Annotated in this window: 15 protein-coding genes and 1 pseudogene; 10 read left to right on the top strand and 6 right to left on the bottom strand. The window is 27.4% G+C overall.

Annotated elements, in window-relative coordinates; genetic code table 11:
* Positions 1-145: 145 nt before the first annotated feature.
* Positions 146-363: pseudogene (thiI, locus tag CRV11_RS03290) on the top strand (thiazole biosynthesis protein); the annotation flags it as partial.
* A gap of 19 nt (positions 364-382) precedes the next feature.
* Here the strand turns inward: thiI and CRV11_RS03285 are convergent.
* From CRV11_RS03285 to cyoA, 6 genes are all read right to left on the bottom strand, one after another.
* Complete coding sequence (locus CRV11_RS03285) at positions 383-1753, bottom strand: MFS transporter (RefSeq protein WP_136131910.1); 1371 nt, start codon at positions 1751-1753, stop codon at positions 383-385.
* A 69-nt stretch (positions 1754-1822) separates the two neighbouring features.
* Complete coding sequence (gene cyoE, locus CRV11_RS03280; RefSeq protein ID WP_136131909.1) at positions 1823-2668, bottom strand: heme o synthase; 846 nt, start codon at positions 2666-2668, stop codon at positions 1823-1825.
* A 54-nt stretch (positions 2669-2722) separates the two neighbouring features.
* A complete protein-coding gene (gene cyoD, locus CRV11_RS03275; protein ID WP_136131908.1) occupies positions 2723-3058 on the bottom strand; it encodes a cytochrome o ubiquinol oxidase subunit IV in 336 nt (111 codons plus the stop codon).
* Positions 3058-3642, bottom strand: a complete 585-nt coding sequence (gene cyoC / locus CRV11_RS03270) for a cytochrome o ubiquinol oxidase subunit III (RefSeq protein ID WP_136131907.1) — start codon at positions 3640-3642, stop codon at positions 3058-3060. Before cyoC ends, cyoD begins: the two co-directional genes overlap by 1 nt.
* A complete protein-coding gene (gene cyoB, locus CRV11_RS03265; protein WP_136131906.1) occupies positions 3632-5623 on the bottom strand; it encodes a cytochrome o ubiquinol oxidase subunit I in 1992 nt (663 codons plus the stop codon). Before cyoB ends, cyoC begins: the two co-directional genes overlap by 11 nt.
* A gap of 92 nt (positions 5624-5715) precedes the next feature.
* Positions 5716-6600 carry a ubiquinol oxidase subunit II gene (cyoA, locus tag CRV11_RS03260; RefSeq protein WP_136131905.1) on the bottom strand — a complete coding sequence of 295 codons (885 nt, stop codon included), beginning with the start codon at positions 6598-6600 and terminating at the stop codon, positions 5716-5718.
* Positions 6601-7611: 1011 nt separating this feature from the next.
* On the opposite strand from cyoA, the gene bolA reads away from it, so the two are divergent.
* The 9 genes from bolA to CRV11_RS03215 all read left to right on the top strand — a co-directional run bounded on the left by bolA (position 7612) and on the right by CRV11_RS03215 (position 20661).
* Positions 7612-7932: a transcriptional regulator BolA gene (gene bolA / locus CRV11_RS03255; RefSeq protein ID WP_199732492.1), complete on the top strand. Its 321-nt coding sequence runs from the start codon at positions 7612-7614 to the stop codon at positions 7930-7932.
* Between the two features lie 203 nt (positions 7933-8135).
* The gene (gene tig, locus CRV11_RS03250; protein ID WP_136131903.1) at positions 8136-9464 is read left to right on the top strand and encodes a trigger factor; all 1329 of its coding nucleotides are present in this window, start codon (positions 8136-8138) and stop codon (positions 9462-9464) included.
* 129 nt (positions 9465-9593) lie between these two features.
* Entirely contained in the window at positions 9594-10190 is a 597-nt protein-coding gene (gene clpP, locus CRV11_RS03245) for an ATP-dependent Clp endopeptidase proteolytic subunit ClpP (protein WP_277870343.1), read from the top strand.
* A gap of 153 nt (positions 10191-10343) precedes the next feature.
* Positions 10344-11642, top strand: coding sequence for an ATP-dependent Clp protease ATP-binding subunit ClpX (gene clpX / locus CRV11_RS03240; RefSeq protein ID WP_136131902.1), 1299 nt, complete (start codon positions 10344-10346; stop codon positions 11640-11642).
* A gap of 162 nt (positions 11643-11804) precedes the next feature.
* Entirely contained in the window at positions 11805-14135 is a 2331-nt protein-coding gene (lon, locus tag CRV11_RS03235; protein ID WP_136131901.1) for an endopeptidase La, read from the top strand.
* Positions 14136-14297: 162 nt separating this feature from the next.
* Positions 14298-14570, top strand: a complete 273-nt coding sequence (locus CRV11_RS03230; RefSeq protein WP_136131900.1) for an HU family DNA-binding protein — start codon at positions 14298-14300, stop codon at positions 14568-14570.
* Between the two features lie 108 nt (positions 14571-14678).
* Entirely contained in the window at positions 14679-16544 is a 1866-nt protein-coding gene (gene ppiD / locus CRV11_RS03225) for a peptidylprolyl isomerase (protein WP_136131899.1), read from the top strand.
* 578 nt (positions 16545-17122) lie between these two features.
* On the top strand, positions 17123-18871 hold the full coding sequence (locus tag CRV11_RS03220; RefSeq protein ID WP_136131898.1) for a SmdA family multidrug ABC transporter permease/ATP-binding protein: 1749 nt from the start codon (positions 17123-17125) through the stop codon (positions 18869-18871).
* 17 nt (positions 18872-18888) lie between these two features.
* On the top strand, positions 18889-20661 hold the full coding sequence (locus CRV11_RS03215) for a SmdB family multidrug efflux ABC transporter permease/ATP-binding protein (RefSeq protein ID WP_136131897.1): 1773 nt from the start codon (positions 18889-18891) through the stop codon (positions 20659-20661).
* Positions 20662-20776 lie beyond the last annotated feature (115 nt).

The raw sequence follows: 20776 nt of genomic DNA, 5'->3' as shown, positions 1-20776 counted from the left end.
TTTGTTTTTTTATTAAAATTTGTTAAAATTATTTACAAATAAAATTATTATCATTCATGTAATTTTTAAACTTTTTATTTAAAAGCAAGGGGTATCTAACATGCAAGCAAAAAATACAATATATTCTAATGATAGAGAGGGTATTATTGACATTCGATCTATTGATGAGCAAAAAAAAAACCATTAAAGTTAAATAATAATATTAGAGTTGTATCAATGCCGTTTTATAATCTTAATTCAAATTTTAAAAAACTAGATCAAAGTAAAACTTGGTTACTTTACTGTGATAGTGGTTTAATGAGTCGTTTACAGGTGTTATATTTGATTGAACAAGGATTTCATAACGTAAAAACATATAGATAAACATTATATTAATTTATAATTATAAACAATTAAGAAATTTTTCTATCTTACTTCTATCAGTTAATTTATTATCTATCTTAATATATAAACTTTTTTCTTCAGGTATGATTAGGGTTTCAAAAACTCCTTTTTGTTGTTTTATTTTTTGTTCCAAATTAGAAATAGCCAATATTTTATCATTTAATTTAATACGCATACTAATAATATATAGTGGTTCTGACATGTTTAAGCATATTATTAACCATACAACAGAAACTAATATACAATATAAAAATACAGCTTGAGCATCAAAATGACCAAATATCCATCCACCTATACTACTACCAAAAGCTACACCTAAAAATTGGCTAGTTGAATAAAAACCCATAGCAGTACCTTTATATCCTAAAGGTGATTCTTTGCTAACCCAAGAAGGTATAATAGCTTCTAGTAAACTAAAAGCAATAAGAAAAAGCTGTAAACCAATTATTATTGTCCAAAAGTAATTAAGAAAACTGTGCAATAAAATCTCTGCTATCAAAATAGTCATAATGCCAATTAAAAATACCTGTTTTGTAAATCGATTAATTTCAGTAAAAATAATAATAGGTATTACAGAAGCAAATGCAATTAACATAGTTATTAAATAAATCTTCCAATGATTTGATATCGGTATACCAAGTAATTCAAATTGATGTGGTAATACAATAAGAATACACATCAGTAATGTATGTAAACAAAAAATACTAATGTTTAATTTAATTAATTTATAATTACGTAATACTTTAAAAAAACTATTTTGTACTACACCAATTTCCCTGTTAATAATAAATTTATGGTTGGTTTCTATTGGAACAAAATATATAACTATAAAAAAACAAATTATTGAAAGAAAAGCAATAATCCAAAATAAAGAATGCAAACCAAAAGCATTAGTAACTATGGGACTAATTATTATTGCAATAGCAAATGTAATTCCAAAATTAATGCCAATACAAGCAGTTACTTTGCTTAAGTTTTGTTCACGAGTTAAGTCAGATAATAAAGCCATAATTACAGCAGAAATTGCACCGGAACCTTGCAAAGCACGACCAATAATCACACTCCATATAGAATTACTATTAGCTGAAATTAAACTACCAACCATAAGCAAAGATAAACCAAATATAATCATTGGCTTACGTCCAACACGATCAGAAATTAAGCCAAATGGAATTTGAAATATTGCCTGCGTAAATCCATAAATACCTATTGCTATACCAATAAGAGTTTTATTTGCATGTTGCAATAACATACCATAAGTAGTAAGCACAGGTAATACCATAAACATTCCTAACATTCGCAATGAAAAAACAATTCCTAATCCTACACTAGTACGTAATTCTGTAGTATTTAGTTTTTTATCTTTCATTGCATTCACCATATTCCTAAAAATTATTAACAACAATTTAAAATATTATTGTTTTATATTTTTTAATAATTAATCTATAGAAATCATAATACTTACTATCGTAATAGTAAAAATAGAATACATAAATAATTGACGTGCCCAAGAAGTATTATTATCTGTTTTATATCCTGATAAAGCTATAATAAACCATATCAAACTTACTATTAATGAAACAATTAAATACATATAACCAGCATATCCACCGATTGTTAACATTATAATGGATATAATAAACAATAAAATATAAAATATAATATGATTTTTTGTCGTTTGTATACCTTTTATTACAGGTAATACTGGAATATTAGCTGATTTATAATCCTTTAAAAATAATATAGCAATGGAATAAGAATGAGGAATTTGCCATAAGCTAAAAATTAACGCTAAAATCAACGCGCAAATATTAAATTTACTAGTTACCGCGCAGTAACCAATTACAGGAGGAGTTGCTCCAGCAATACTACCAATTAATGTACTATAAATAGATCTTCGTTTCATATAAAAACTATATATAACTACATAAATACCAGATCCTAATACTGCTAATATAGTTGATATGTGATTAACATAGAAATATAATAAAAAGAGACCTATAATTCCAGATATAACAGCATAAAAAATACTCGATCTTAATGACATAAAACCTGAAGCTAGTATTCTGTTTTTTGTCCTTTCCATTTTTTTGTCTATATCACGATCTATAATATTATTCAAAATGCAACTTGAAGCAATTACCAAAGATACACCAATGAGAGTAAACATTAGTAATATATAATTAACATTACCTTTCGCAGCAAGTAAAAAACCTCCTGCAACAGAAACTAAATTGCCAAAAATGATTTTCGGTTTTACTAATTGCACATGTTTTTTAAACATTAATAACTAATTTTAAATAATATTTAAATAATGCATTTTCTATTTAAAACATTATTAATTAGGCATCATATTATAATTTAGGTTAGACATAATCCAAATAGAACCTGTTACTATAATTAAAATAATCAATGCAGAAAAAACTAATGATATCATATTCCACCCATTTTCAGATTTACTATCTAAATGAAGAAAACAAAATAAATGAACTAAAATTTGAATAATTGCACAACTCACAATTATACCAAGCATAACATAATGAGATGTACTATGCGATATTACCATCCAAAAAGGAATATTAGTTAAAACAACAGATAAAATGAAACCAAAAATATATGATTTTGCATTTACAGGCGATATATAATCTGTATTTTCATTAAAGACATTATTCATTATATAACCCCCATTAAATAAACAATAGTAAATACTAAAATCCAAATTATATCTAAAAAATGCCAAAAAAGACTAAAACACATAATACGTGTTATATTATTTATGTTTTTACCGTATACTAATATCTGAAAAACGAGAACTAATATCCATATCAAACCACAAACAACATGAATTCCATGAGTACCTACTACTGTAAAAAAACTCGACAAGAACCCACTTTTATTTGGACCATATCCTTGTTTAATTAAGTTATAAAATTCATAAAATTCCATACCTATAAATACTAAGCCTAATAAAAAAGTAATAGTTAACCAGAAAATAATATTTGATGTTTTTTTGTTTATTGATACTACACTCATACCACACGTAACAGAACTAAGTAGTAATAAAGAAGTTTCTATTAAAACGAATGGTAATTCAAATATATCCTTTCCTGTTGGTCCATCTGCAGTATTATTGATCATGACCACATAAGTTGCAAACAGAATTGCAAATATTATACAGTCACTCATAAGATAGATCCAAAACCCAAATATTTTGTTGGATTCCATATGATTATAATGTTTAAGAGATTCACTTGACATTTTTAAAACCTGTTTCTCTAATCCTGTTAAGATGCTGTTTTTCAATTTCTTTAATTTTGTCTACTGAAACATAATAATTTGTATTATAATCAAAACTTTTTACGATCAAAGTAATAATCATACTAAAAAAAGATATTATAGCTAGCCACCAAATATACCACACTAATGCAAACCCTAGCGCTGTCCCAAAAGCACAAATTACTATTGCTGCAGAACTATTTTTGGGCATATGAATTCTTTCGTATTTTTCTGGTATTGTATAAGCTTTGCCTTTTTGTTTCATATCCCAAAATGCATCTAAATCTTCTACTTTAGGAATAAACGCAAAATTGTAAAATGGTGGAGGAGAAGAAATAGACCACTCTAATGTTCTGCCATTCCATGGATCACCAGTTAAATCTCGATTATTTTCACGATCACGTATAGAAACATAAAACATAATCAATTGACATAATATACCTGCTGCTATTAAACCCACTCCGCATGTTGCTATAACTAACAAAAAATGAAATTGAGGATCGATGTTCTGACTAATACGACGAGTCATACCCATAAAACCTAATGCATACAATGGCATAAATGCGACAAAAAAACCAGTTATCCAAAAAGCAAAAGAAAGTTTTCCCCAAGTTTCATTTAGGGTAAAACCAAATATTTTTGGAAACCAATAACTTATTCCAGCCATACAACCAAATACTACACCGCCAATAATTACATTATGAAAATGTGCGATTAAAAATAAACTATTATGCAACACAAAATCAGCACCAGGCATAGCTAACAAAACACCGCTCATACCACCTATAGAAAATGTAATTAAAAAACCGATAGTCCACAACATGGCAGAATGCATCCTTATACGTCCTTGATACATAGTAAATATCCAATTAAAGATTTTCACACCAGTTGGAACTGCTATAATCATAGTCATAATGCCAAAAAAAGCATTAACGTTAGCTCCTCCTCCCATAGTAAAAAAATGATGTAACCAAACAATAAATGATAAAACAGTAATAGCGATTGTAGCCCATACTAAAGAATTGTAACCAAATAAACGTTTTCTAGAAAAAGTTGCGGTGATTTCTGCAAATATCCCAAATACTGGTAATACTAATATATATACTTCTGGATGTCCCCAAATCCAAATTAGATTAATATACATCATCATATTACCGCCCATATCATTTGTGAAAAAATGGAATCCTAAATAACGATCAAGTGTCAATAGAAATATTGTAGCGGTAAGTACAGGAAATGATATTATGATCAAAACATTTGTGCACAAAGATGTCCAGGTAAATACTGGCATTTTAAATAAATTCATACCTGGTGCACGCATTTTTAAAATAGTAACAAAAAAATTAATTCCAGTTAAAGTACTACCAATACCTGCTAACTGCAAGCTCCATATCCAATAATCAACTCCTACTCCTGGGCTTGAATCAATTCCAGCTAAGGGTGGGTAAGCCAACCAACCTGTTTGTGCAAACTCACCTATACCTAGTGATAAATTAACTAGTACTACACCTATAATTGTAAACCAAAAACTTAAACTGTTTAAAAATGGAAAGGCAACATCTCGTGCTCCAATTTGTAATGGAACAATAATATTCATCAAACCAACAACTAAAGGCATCGCTACAAAAAATATCATAATGACACCATGAGCAGTAAATACTTGGTTGTAATGGTGTTCTGGTAAAAAACCTAATTTTCCGGCTGAAGATAAAACTTGTTGCATACGCATCATTATAGCATCAGCAAAGCCACGCAATAACATTATAAAAGCGACAATAATATACATAATACCTATTTTTTTGTGATCTAAAGATGTTAACCACTCTGACCATAAATATGACCATTTTTTAAAATAAGTGATAGCCGAAACTATCAACAAACCAATCAATATTATACAAGAAACTGTAACCATAATAATTGGTTCGTGATAAGGTATTGAATTTAATGTTAATCTTCCTAACATATTGGTATCTTTATTCCTCCAATCATTGCTCACATAAAAAATTTAGTTTACATCTTTTGTGTTAAATAACACTTAATTTAAAATACAATATTTTATCTATTTTTATGATGTATTTTATGATTCATTTTAAATTTTTCAATCACCTTTAAGAATAGATTAGGATCTACTTTAGAAAAGTACTTTACTGGATCATCTTTGCTGGGTATTGCAATATTTTCAAAATCCTTCATGTTATTTATTACATTTTTGGAGTTTTTAATATTAATTATCCATTTTTCAAATTCCATGTTATTTCTAGTAACAATAGTTTTAAATTTCATATTAGAAAAACCTAAACCACTGAAATTAGAAGAAATTCCATCATAAACTCCTGGTTGATTAGCAATTAAATTAAGTTTAGTTTGCATACCTGCCATAGCATAAATTTGACTACCAAGCTGTGGTATAAAAAAAGAGTTCATAACAGAATTAGAAGTAACTTTAAATAAAATTGGAGTGTTTACTGGAAATGCTATTTGATTAATAGTAGCAAATCCTTGTTTTGGGTAAATAAACAGCCATTTCCAATCTAAAGATACAACATCAATTTCTATCGGTCTAACATTAGATCTAATTGGTCTACTCGGTTCTAGTTCATGAGTTGATTTCCAGCTTAATATACTAAGAAAAAGAACAATTATTATTGGAATAGTCCAAACTACAGCTTCTATCTTATTAGAATGTGACCAGTTAGGACTATATTTTGCATTTATATTGGTCTCTCGATATTTCCATGCAAATAATATTGTCATAAAAATAGCAGGAATAACAACAATTAACATTAAGCAAAAAGCAGTTAATATCAATGAGCGCTGTTGTAATGCAATTTGTCCTTTTGGGTTTAATAATGCACTTTCACATCCACTTAATAATGTGGCGCACGAGGTAAATAAAAAAAAATTCTTTATTATTTTACTGCTGTAGTTTTTAGATATCATTTGATTACCTCATTAACAAAGGTTTTTAACTTCCTATGTTAAACAAATCTCCAATATTAGTATGGAAAAACTTTAATAAAAAAGAAAATATTAGAAAACAGTTTAATATTAATGTATTTATTTTAATATTAATGTATTTATATTGATTATTACAGTATTAATTACATAATCATTTATGATAAATAATTTAGTATTAGCTGCTAAACAATAAAGTTAATTAATAATTAACAGGGCTAATGGATTATAAATTTAATTAAATTACATAGTACTTTAAATATATGAAATAATTTTCAAAATTAATAAAATATTATCAATATACATTTTTATTAAGATAAATAAAATTTAATTTGCATAACTATAAAATATTAATAATATTTAGATATGATTTTTATCATTTACATGATATATGAAACAAAATTATAAATTAATGATTTTGAACAAACACAATATATAAAATAAAATTATAAATTAATGATTTTGAACAAACACAAGCAATATCGAATAATCGAATATTTGATTTAATTCCATAATGGATTAATACAAATAACATTCTATTCTGTAATACATATAACTAATAATTATTTAAATTGTTTTAAAATATTATAAATATAAATAACGATCTTTTACGGTTTCGTGTTATATTTCCTTGTTGAATGCTTCATTAAAGCTAATATTTATATATATTACAAAATAAATTAAATAAAAATTTTCGATCTTTATTTAATTGTTTAATATTTAAGCATTTAATTTATTGACCGAAAACATTGAATTATTCTTCGAGCATATTGTTATTGTGCCTTTATTGCTATTTAATATAGAAATATTTAATAATATTAGCCATTTAAATTAAAATAAATATTATTAAAGTATTTATGATATTAATTGTTTATAACTTATTAATAAATTAATAAAAATGTATTTTCATAACTGAATCCTATATTAGGAAAAGAGTTTGTAAAGATATTAATATTTAAATATATGCGATATGAAGTTTTCTATTGAAGGAGCAAAATAATGATTCGCGAGCAAATAGAAGAAAAACTTCGCTTAGCTTTTAATCCCTTTCATCTAGAAGTAAACGATGAAAGTTATAAGCATAATGTTCCTGCTGGATCAGAAAGTCATTTTAAGGTAATTATTGTTAGTGATTTTTTCAAAGGGGAACGTTTTCTTATCCGTCATCGTGCTATTTATAGCGAGCTTACTATTGAATTATCAAAAATACACGCTTTAGCATTACATACATATACTTTGAAAGAGTGGTCAGTATTACAATATGCTGTACCTAATTCTCCTTGTTGTAATAGTAAAAAAACCCAACAACTTGCTTAGGTTGCTTTCATTTCAACGGCCTAAGGGCCGTTTTCCCACCTTGAAAGGTTATTTTATTAATTCGACTTACTTTAATGATTTAGCTATAATATTTCAACTAATTTTGCCTGAAAATAATTTGAAATATTTTTACTAATTTTTATTAAAATGTTGTTTAAGTACGTAAATTAATTTTTTATTATATAAATTTCATAAATGTGTTAATGATGAGTTGGAGCTATGATATGCAATTAGCAGAAACTAATCAGGACTTAAATCGTAAAATCACTATTACTATAAGCTCTGAAAAAATTAATGCCGCTATAAAAAAAGAACTAGATGACATATCAAAGACAATTAGAATAAATGGTTTTAGAAAGGGAAAAGTACCAATGCAGATAGTCTCTCATAGATACAAAAATTCTATTGTTCTAAATATTTTAAGTAATTTAATGACAAATAATTTTATTGATTTAATAATGAAACAAAAACTAAATTTAGTTGGTTTACCAAAATATATACCAGGAAAATACACTGAAAATAAAGATTTTGAATATATAGTTGAATTTAAATCTTATCCATTAATTGAGTTAAAAAAATTAAAAAGCATTAAAATCGAAAAACCATTAGTTACCATTACAGAATCTGATATTGATGTAACTGTAGAAAGTATTAGGAAACAATATATAAAATGGATAGAAAAAAATGTTAAAGCAGAAAAGGAAGATCGCGTCACTATAGATTTTATTAGTTACATTAATGGAAAAGAGGTCAAAAATGGAACGGTGTTTAATTTTATTCTACCGTTAGGCAAAGGATATATGGCATCTAGTTTTGAAGACAATGTTATAGGTTATAAACCAGGAGATCATTTTGATATTGATTCACATTTTCCTGATAACTATCACTTAAAAAGTCTTAGAGGAAAAAAGGTACATTTTAATGTAACACTTAAAAAAGTTGAAAAACCTTCACTTCCTGAATTAAATAAAGAATTAATTGAATCTTTAGGTATAAAAGATGGATCAATATCTAGTTTGCGAAATCAAGTACGTAAAAATATGGAGCTAGATCTAAAAACAGCAGTGTATCAAGAATTGAAATATCAAATAGTTAAAGAAGTAATAAGTGTAATTCATGTACCAATGTCATTAATTGATTATGAAATTGAAATGATGAATAAAAAATATTCGCAAGAATCTTGTCTAAAGAATAAAGAAGTATCAAAACAGTATCAAAATATGCCTAAAAATTTATTAATAGATAAAGCAACAAGAGAAGCTGCCATTAAGTTACTTTTAAATAATATAATCACTCAATATGACTTGCAAGCTGATGAACATAGTATTAATGAAATAATAGAAGAAATAGCAGTTGGTTATAAAAACCGAAAAGAAGTTATCAACTTTTACAAAAAAAATGATAATATAATAAGAAATATTAAGAATTTAATAATAGAAAGGAAAGCTATTGACATAGTACTTAGCAATGCTGAGGTAACAGAAAAGAAAATTAATTTCAATATGATAGTAAATAATACAAATATAAGATAATTTTTAACGATTATGTATATTATTAAATTGGAAAAATGAAATTAATATTATTCATAATAGGTATCAAATGAATATAAATTAACATATTTAGGAGATCTTATAGTGTCATATAGTAGTGATAATTATAAAATTTTCACACCTTACAATACTTTGATACCAATGGTAGTTGAACGTACTGCTCATGGTGAACGTTCCTATGATATATATTCTCGTCTGTTAAAAGAAAGAGTTATCTTTTTAACTGGACAAGTTGAAGATTATATGTCTAACTCAATTGTTGCACAGATGTTATTTTTAGAAGCAGAAAATCCGAAAAAAGATATAAATATATACATTAATTCACCAGGAGGAATCATTACATCAGGAATGTCCATTTATGACACTATGAAATTTGTTACGCCAGATGTGAGCACCATTTGTATTGGTCAAGCTTGCTCAATGAGTGCTTTTTTATTAGCTGCAGGTACTGAAGGGAAGCGTTTTTGCTTACCCCATTCACGAGTGATGATACATCAACCTCTAGGAGGATATCAAGGACAGGCAACTGATATTGAAATTCATGCAAGGGAAATACTAAAAGTAAAAAAATGTATGAATGAATTACTAGCAAAACATACTGGTAAATCTTTAAAACAAATAGAAAATGATACTGAACGTGATTATTTTTTATCAGCAAAAGAGGCATTAGAATATGGAATTGTAGATTCAATTCTAACGTCTCGTTAATAAATACTGTATTATAACAAAACACAGTATTTACTAAAACGATTTAACTAACATAATAAAAATAAGATGCAATTAATGTGACAAATAGACAAATAATTGAATACATTCACCTAGTTTCTATCATATATTAAAACATAAAGAAGGGGTTGAATGATGACAGACAAACATGATAAGGATAATTCAGATAAATTGCTTTGTTGTTCTTTTTGCGATAAAAATCAACATGAAACACGCAAATTGATCGCTGGACCTTCGGTATATATATGTGATGAATGTGTGTTTATGTGTAGAGATATCATTTACGAAGAGAATAAAAAAGAGATTTATTCAGAACAGGAATCACATAAAATTCCCACACCACATGACATTCGTAGTTATCTTGATGATTATGTAATAGGTCAAGAATTAGCAAAAAAAGTATTAGCTGTAGCTGTCTATAATCATTATAAACGTTTATATAGTAATAATCTCACTAATAAGATAGAATTAGGAAAAAGCAATATCTTGCTTATTGGTCCTACAGGAAGTGGAAAAACGTTATTAGCTGAAACTTTAGCTAAATTACTTAATGTACCTTTCACTATAGCAGATGCAACTACATTAACAGAAGCAGGTTATGTGGGTGAAGATGTAGAAAATATAATACATAAATTATTGCAAAAATGTAACTACGATGCAAAAAAAGCACAACATGGCATTATATATATTGATGAAATTGATAAAATTTCTCGCAAATCTGATAATCCATCTATCACAAGAGATGTTTCTGGTGAAGGGGTTCAACAGGCTCTTCTAAAATTAATTGAAGGTACCTTAGCTTCAGTAGCTCCTCAAGGTGGACGTAAACATCCGCAACAGGAGTTTTTACAAGTCGACACTTCAAAAATTCTTTTTATTTGCGGAGGTGCTTTTGCAGGATTAGATAAATTAATTGCTCAACGTATTAAAATAGGTTCGGAAATTGGTTTTATTGCGAACATAAATGATCAATCTAAAAATCTTACTGAAAATAAATTACTTTCTCAATGTCAATCAGAAGATTTAATTAAATTTGGTTTGATTCCTGAATTTATTGGTCGTTTACCTGTTGTTACAATTTTAAATGAACTAAATGAAGAAACATTAATTAAAATTTTACACAAACCTAAAAATGCTCTTACTAAACAATATCAGGCTTTGTTTGAATTAGAAGGAGTTGAACTTAAATTTCTAGATAATGCATTAAATGCCATAGCTAAGAAAGCTATAATACATAAAACAGGTGCTCGTGGGTTACGTTCGATCATTGAAGGTATATTATTAGATACCATGTATAACCTACCTTCAATGAAAGGAGTAGGAAAAGTATTAATTGATCAATTAGTAATAGAAGGCAAATCAGAACCTACTTTTATTTATGTTAATTCTGATTCTAAAGAATCTTGTAAAGAACAAAATACAGCATTGATTTGATTTCATAAATTGAAAAAGGGAAATCAATAATCCCTTTTTCTTAATAATTGTAATATTGAATGTTATACAATCATCCCCATATGATTATCATCTATTCGATTTTAAATAAACTTTTATACAGATAATACCTATCTAGCAAATTTAGAATTAAGAGAGAGTTTCATGAATCCTGAGCGTTCTAAATGTATTGAAATACCCGTATTACCTTTGCGGGATGTGGTAGTGTACCCACATATGGTAATTCCGTTGTTCGTTGGAAGGGAAAAGTCAATTAGATGCTTGGAAGCTGCAATGGATCAAGACAAAACTATCATGTTAGTTGCACAAAAAGAAGCATCAACAGATGAACCCGGAATTAATGATCTCTTTTCCGTAGGAACTATATCATCAGTATTACAAATGTTGAAATTACCAGATGGAACTGTTAAAGTTCTAGTTGAAGGTTTACAACGTGCTCATATTAAAACATTAGCTGATAACGGTGATCATTTTGTTGCAAAAGCTGAATATTTAATTTCACCTAAAATTGAAGATAGAGAACAAGAAGTGTTAGTTCGTACGGCAATTAATCAATTTGAATGTTATGTAAAACTAAATAAAAAGATTCCACCTGAAGTTTTAACTTCTCTTAGTAACATTGAAGATGCAGCACGATTAGCCGATACTGTAGCTGCACATATTCCTTTAAAATTAGGAGATAAACAATCAGTACTTGAAATGTCAGATGTTAATGAACGTTTAGAATATCTTATGGCTATGATGGAGTCTGAAATAGATCTGATGCAAGTAGAAAAAAGGATTCGAAATAGAGTTAAAAAACAGATGGAAAAAAGTCAGCGAGAATACTATTTAAATGAACAATTGAAAGCAATTCAAAAAGAATTAGGTGAAATGGATGATTCACCAGATGAATATGAAATTTTAAAAAGAAAGATTGAAAATGCAAAGATGACTTCCGAAGCACATGATAAAGTCAAGTCTGAATTGCAAAAACTAAAAATGATGTCACCAATGTCTGCAGAAGCAACAGTAGTACGTGGCTATATTGATTGGATGATTCAAGTTCCTTGGTATAAACGCAGCAAAATAAAGAAAGATTTATGTGAAGCTCAAAAAATATTAGATTTGGATCACTATGGTTTGGATCACGTAAAAGAAAGGATATTAGAATATCTTGCAGTACAAAGCAGAATAAATAAAATTAAAGGACCAATTTTATGTTTAGTAGGACCACCTGGAGTAGGTAAAACATCTCTAGGGCAATCTATTGCTAGAGCAACAGGTAGGAAATATATTAGAATGGCATTAGGAGGCGTTCGAGATGAAGCGGAAATTAGAGGACATAGACGCACATATATTGGTTCGATGCCAGGCAAAATAATACAAAAAATGTCTAAAATCAAGGTGAAAAATCCACTTTTTTTATTAGATGAAATTGATAAAATGTCATCTGACATGCGTGGAGACCCTTCCTCTGCTTTATTAGAGGTGCTTGATCCTGAACAAAATATTTCTTTCAATGATCATTATCTAGAGGTAGATTACGATCTATCAGATGTAATGTTTATAGCTACTTCTAACTCAATGAATATTCCTGCTCCTCTACTAGATCGTATGGAAGTAATTCGTCTTGCAGGTTATACTGAAGATGAAAAATTAAATATAGCAAAACAATATCTTTTACCAAAACAAATTAACTGTAATGCACTTAAGTCGGGAGAGATTACTATTGAAGACAATACTTTTTTAGTAATCATTCGATATTATACTCGAGAATCAGGAGTTCGTAATTTAGAACGTGAAATTTCTAAGTTATGTCGCAAAACTGTAAAATTATTATTGATTGATAAAACAAAAAAAAGCATCTTAATTAGCAAAGAAAATTTACGTGATTTTCTAGGAGTACGTAAATTTGATTACGGTCGAGTAGACAATAAAAATAGAATTGGTCAAGTCACAGGATTAGCTTGGACTGAAGTAGGAGGAGATTTACTTACAATCGAAACTGCATGTGTTCCTGGTAAAGGAAAGCTAATTTATACTGGTTCTTTAGGTGAAGTTATGCAGGAGTCTATTCAAGCAGCATTAACTGTTGTAAGAGCTCGTGCTAAAAAGTTAGGTATAAACGAAGATTTTTATGAAAAAAGTGATATTCATGTTCATGTTCCAGAAGGTGCAACACCAAAAGATGGTCCTAGTGCTGGTATAGCTATGTGTACAGCTTTGGTATCTTGTTTAACTTGTAATCCAGTTCGTTCTAATTTAGCAATGACAGGTGAAATTACTTTACGGGGCCAAGTGTTGCCAATTGGTGGCTTAAAAGAGAAGCTGTTAGCTGCACACCGAGGTTATATTAAGACAGTACTTATACCTGATGATAATAAACGTGATTTACATGATATACCGAAAAATATAATCTCTGATTTAAATATTTATCCAGTAAAACGAATTGAAGAGGTGTTAAATTTAGCTTTTGAGAATGAACCATTATAGTATATAGATATGTGGTATTAGATATAAAAATATTATTTGTATTTTATTTATTATAATATTAATTGTATATAAGAAATTAAGTTATCATTATACAAACTATTTTAATATTATTTATACAAACTATTTTAATATTATTTTAAAAACATAAAGGAAATATTAAAAGTGAATAAATCACAATTAATTAATAAAATTGCTTTAGATTCTTCTTTACCTAAAGCGGTAGTAGGACGTGTCCTAAATGCATTTACTGGTTCTATTTCATCTGCATTAAAACAAGGAGATGATGTTGTTATAATAGGGTTTGGTACTTTTTCTGTACGTAATCGAGCAGCTCGAGTAGGGAGAAATCCTCAAACCGGACAGGAAATTAATATTCCTGCTGGTAAGATTCCAGGTTTCCGAGCAGGTAAAACATTAAAAAATTCTGTTAATTAAAGAAATATTATGATTAAACGTATAATATTTTTATTTTAAAATCAAGATAACATGTTTACATTAAGTTGAAATTATTTTTAAACATATTTTATAGAGTTCTATTATACTATGACAAGTAGTTTTCATAATTTATATAATTCATTACTAATTAAAGTTATTTTAAGTATTTCAATTTTACTGTTTATTATAACCAGTATCGGTACATATGTAATAAGTAACAGAAGAAATGATTATATTGCTAAAGTTAACGGTCAAAAAATTACCAATACAGAATTAGATCAAGCTGTTCAAGATGCAATTAATGATCAACAAAAATATTTAGGTGATGACTCTCAAAATCTTTTAAATAATGAATTTTATATAAATCAAGTACGTCAACAAGCTTTAGTTTATTTAATTGACAAATTATTATTACATAATTATGTGAATAATTTAAAATTTCATGTTGGCGATGATCAACTTAAACAAGTTATTTTAAATCAAAAATATTTTCAAGTTAAAGGTGTTTTTGATAATAATCAGTATAGAAATGTTATAAAAAAAATAGGATTAACTACTAATCAATATGTAGAGTTATTACGTAGAGAACTTTTAATTCAACAACTAGTGGGTACTATAGTAAATAGCGATTTTATATTACCTAATGAGATTTATAGATTGTCTGATTTAATTGCCCAAAAAAGATCTATTCGTCAAGCAACTATAAACGTAAATGCACTAGCTAAAAAACAGCATACAACTAATGATGAAATCGATCAGTATTATCAAAGATATAAAAATACATTTTTAATACCAGAAAAATTTCGCATTAGCTATATCAAACTTAGTGCTAATAAACTTAGTGCTAATAAATTAAAAAAATCTGTTAGCAAATCAGATATTAGTCAGTGGTATGATGATCATAAAAATGAATATTATATCCAGTCTCGTAATCATTACAGAATTATTCAAACTAATACTAGTGCAGATGCTAAAAAAGTTTTAGATAAATTTAATAAAGGAATACCTTTTTCTAGTTTAGCTAAAACTATGTCTACTGATCCAATTTCTGCTCGTAAAGGAGGAGATATAGGATGGATAGATATGACAAATATACCAGATGAAATAAAAGATTCAGGGCTTAAGAAAAAAGGAGAAATATCAAAGATAATTAATACAGGTAGGATGTTTTTAATTGTATATCTAGAGGATGTTATACCTGGTAGAATTAAATCATTATCAGAGGTTCATGACACTATTGTTGATCAAATCAATAAAAAGAACATTATTGATTTTTTTAGTAAGTTTAATCAAAAAGTTAGTTCATTAGCTCTTAATAATAATTCACTGAAAGATGTTGAGCTAGTCACTGGAGTTAAAAAAGTAAAAACCAATTGGTTTAATTTAAATAATATACCTAAAGAAATTAATTCTAGTGGATTCAGAGAAGCTTTATACAGCAAGGCTCTAAATATAGGTATGAATTCTGATGTAATTAAGATAGATGACTATAATGCAATAGTAATACATATTGATGATCATAAAAAAGAAACTGTAAAAACAATTGAGCAAGTTAAATTACAAATTGTAAATATGCTTAAAAAAGATAAAGCACACCAGCAAGCTAAGTTTCAAGCTAGTAAACTGTTAAACTCACCAAATAAACAAAAAGCGCTGGCTGCTGCAGGTATAACTTTAGGAAATAATAAAATAATTAGTCGAGGCGATATTCGTGATCCTATAAATAGAACAGCATTTAGCTTACCAGAACCTAATAAAGGTGAGTCTTCTTGGGGAATAACTGAAGATATTAATGGTAATATAGTATTGATTATGTTAAATAAAATAATTCCAAATCACATGCCTGAAGATAAATTAAATGAATTGGTTGTATTAATTAATAAAAGCAATTCCCAGCTTATACTAAAAATGCTACTAAATAATTTATCTAAAAAAGCAGTTATTAAATATAATCACATTAATAATCAAGTATGATATTATGACAGATAATTTATGATAAAATGTATTTTACATCCAATTTAATTTTATAAACATATATTTAATATTCAACTAAAAAAGAATATTACTGCCAGGAATAGATGTATTTGGAAAATAGGGATTTATATTGTTTTTATAATGTGTTACTGTTTATGACACATCACAATTACTATCAATAAATTAATTAAGCGCTTAAATATTTATAATTTTATTTGTATGAACACTTAATTTAGATGATAATTAATAAGCTATATTGAATATTAAACAGTAAAACGTTTCTTGATGGTAATTTGTAATAAAATATTATCTACATAATTTATTACAAATTAAATAAATCACATATGTTTATAATAAGATCTGAATGAATTCAGGAATTATTTGTTAAAAATTCCTTTCTGCAATGTTATGATTTTATAAACTACCTGCCTTAAAATCTTTAATAAAATATTTTACTAAAAATTGATTACAATATCTTACGATAGTTCCATTAATGAATTTTATGTAATTAACATATGTAAAATATATTAATTAATTTGGTATCCTATTCTGATAATATAAAAACTGAGAATAATTCTGTGCGATTATTTAATAAACTAAGTTGGTATTTTATACGTGAGTGGAAACGGTACTTAGGTGCTATTATTTTATTAATTATTGTTGCTATTATGCAATTATTACCACCATATGTAGTAGGTATTTTGATAGATGGTGTTAATCATAAAAACATGACTAATAACGACATATGTATTTGGATTGGTGTGATGTTAACAACTGCAATTATAATTTACATATTACGTTATGTTTGGCGTGTTTTATTATTTGGCGCTTCATATAAATTAGCAATTAAGCTAAGAGATGATTTTTACCGACAATTAAGTTTACATCAAAAAGCATTTTATTTAAGATATCGAACTGGAGATCTTGTCGCTAGAGTTACACATGATGTTGATTGTGTAGTATTTGCTGCTGGTGAAGGAGTATTAACATTAGTTGATTCTATAGTTATGAGTTTAATAGTTCTCGTAACTATGATTGTTCAAATAAACTGGCAATTAACCCTAATTGCACTAATGCCTATGCCATTTATGGCTTGTTTTATACATTATTATGGTGAAAAATTACATCAAAATGTTAAAATAGCTCAAGCTTCATTTTCTATTCTTAATAATTATATACAAGAAAGTATCACTAGTATTCGTATGATTAAATCATTTGGCATCGAACAAACGCAGTTAAATAAATTTGTTAAAATTGCAAATGATAATAGTAAAAAAAATCTTAATGTAACTAAAATAGACGCCTGTTTTGATCCTACAATTTATGTTGCAATAGGTATATCAAATATATTAGCTGTAGGTTTTGGAAGTTGGTTAGTATGGCATAATCAAATAACTTTAGGACAATTAACACGATTTATAATGTATCTTAGTTTAATGATTTGGCCAATGTTGGCATTAGCTTGGACATTTAATATTATAGAACGTGGCAATGCATCCTGGAATCGTATTAATATAGTATTATCCGAAAAATCTGCTGTAGAAGATATTCAAAATGATACTATTTTGCCTAACTGTCCAGGAATTTTAGAAGTTTCAATTAATAAATTTTTTTATCCTAATAATTCTGATTTGATTTTAACAAATTTACATTTCAAGTTAGAACCAGGTAAGATATTGGGTATATGTGGTCCAACCGGCAGTGGTAAAAGTACTTTAATTAGTTTAATTCAGCGACACTTCGAAATTCAAGAAGGTGAAATATTTTATCATGGTATATCGCTAAGAAATTTAAGTTTAGATACCTGGCGGAATAGATTAGCTGTAGTGAATCAAAATCCTTTCCTTTTTTCTGATACTATAGCTAATAATATTACTTTAGGAAAACCTGATGCTGATCAAGAAGAAATAGAATTTGTTTCAAAAATAGCTTGTGTACATAATGATATATTACTTTTAACTAAAGGTTATGATACGGAAGTAGGGGAAAGAGGTACAATGCTATCAGGTGGACAAAGGCAACGTATTATTCTAGCAAGAGCATTATTAATTAATTCTGAAATTTTAATTTTAGATGATTCATTATCTGCTATTGATAGTTCTACTGAAAATCAAATCTTAATCAATTTAAAACATTGGATTAAAAGTCATACATTAATTATGATTACAAATCATTTATCATCTCTAATTGACGCAGATGAAATTTTGGTTTTACATGAAGGCAAAGTGCTAAACTGCGGCAAACATAGTAAACTTATTAAAAAACCTGGTTGGTACAAAGATATGTATCGCTATCAACAGTTGGAAGCAGCGCTATATACTAATTAATATTAAAGGACTGCTTTATGAATAAATCACAACAACATTGGTGGCCAGTTTTAAAAAGGTTATTATATTATGCTCAATCTTGGAAAAGATATTTATTAATTGCTATAGGCATGTTATGGATTACTGTAATTATTGAAGTGAGTGGTCCACTATTAATCACTTATTTTATAGATCACTTAGTATCACAACATCAAATACCAGGAACGCTATTTAAATGCTTAATAGGTGTTGTTATAACTTTGCAGTTACTAGCAGCTGTTTTACATTATTGGCAGGTTTTTTTGTTTAATATTGTTTCTATTAATGTTATCAAAAAATTGCGAATAGATTTAATGAAAGTGGCATTGTCTCAACCAATGAATATTTTTGATGAAAAACCAATTGGTCAAATAATTTCACGAATCACTGATGATACAGAAGTCATTAAAAACTTGTATGTAACGGTAATTGCTACGGTTTTAAGAAGTACAATTTTAATTGTTACTATGATAGTTGCTATGTTGATATTAGATTGGCGAATGGCATTATTAGCAATGCTATTATTTCCTATGGTATTATTAGTAATAATAATTTATCAATACTATAGTACTCCGATCACCAGAAAGATAAAAAATTATCTTGCTGATATAAACAATAGTTTTAATGAAGCAATTATTGGTATGACAGTAATACAACAATTTAGACAGCAGGAACGTTTCAGAAAACGTATTAATGAAATTAGTAGATTGCATTATCTAGCTCGTATGCAGACTCTACGTTTAGATGGCTGGTTGCTTAGACCATTATTAAATTTATTATCTTCGGTAATATTATGTGGATTATTAATATTTTTCAACTTATACATAAATAACATTTTAAAAATAGGTATATTGTATGCCTTTATAACCTACCTCAGTAGACTAAATGAACCTCTAGTACAATTTGCTGCTCAACAATCTGTAATACAACAAGCAGTAGTTTCTGGAGAGCGAGTTTTTGAATTGATGGATTCTATCAAACAAAAATATGGATACGATAATAAACCGCTAAGTTCAGGAAGCATTATATTAGAAAAATTACATTTTTCTTATAACAAAGATCATAATATTTTAGTTGATATTAATTTAAGTATTCCATCATGTAGTTTTATGGCTATTGTAGGATATACTGGTAGTGGAAAAAGTACAATTGCAAATCTGTTAATGGGTTACTACTCTAGTAATCATGGTGAAATTTACCTTGACAATAGACCAATAAAGCAATTAACACGTCGGGTACTAAGAAAAGGGATAGCAATGGTTCAACAAGAACCAGTAATTTTAGCTGATTCTTTACTGGAAAATATAAGTTTAGGAAGGAATATAAAAGAACAAGTAATTTGGGATGTATTGGAAAAAGTTAAATTAATAGATTTAGTTAACTCTATGCCTAATGGTATTTATACAAAATTAGAGGAGCAAGGTAGTAATTTATCAGCAGGGCAGAAGCAACTGTTGTCTTTAGCACGCGTTTTAGTAGAATTACCTAAAATTATTATTTTAGATGAAGCGACTGCAAATATTGATATTGGTACAGAACAAGCAATACAGCAAACATTAGACGAATTACGTCATAATACCACGTTAGTAGTAATAGCTCATAGACTTTCTACTATAATAAAAGCCGACAATATTGTAGTATTATATAAAGGAAAAGTTCTTGAAAAAGGTAATCATAATAAATTAATTTTAAATAAAGGACATTATTGGAACATGTATCAATTGCATAAATCTCAAAAAGATTTTATTAGGAATGATTTTTCATCCAAATAAAAATATTATTTTAAGTGTTATTCCTGTTTTAACTGTTTATAAAATATAATTAAATCAAAACAAGGTTGTTGAATATATCTTTTTGTATAAAACTTGAAATATTTTTAATTTAATA

Source organism: Candidatus Pantoea edessiphila (genome assembly GCF_002933335.1).
GTDB lineage: Bacteria > Pseudomonadota > Gammaproteobacteria > Enterobacterales > Enterobacteriaceae > Pantoea_C.
The sequence above is the reverse complement of the archived record's forward strand: the minus strand, read 5'-3'. Positions and strand labels throughout refer to the sequence as shown.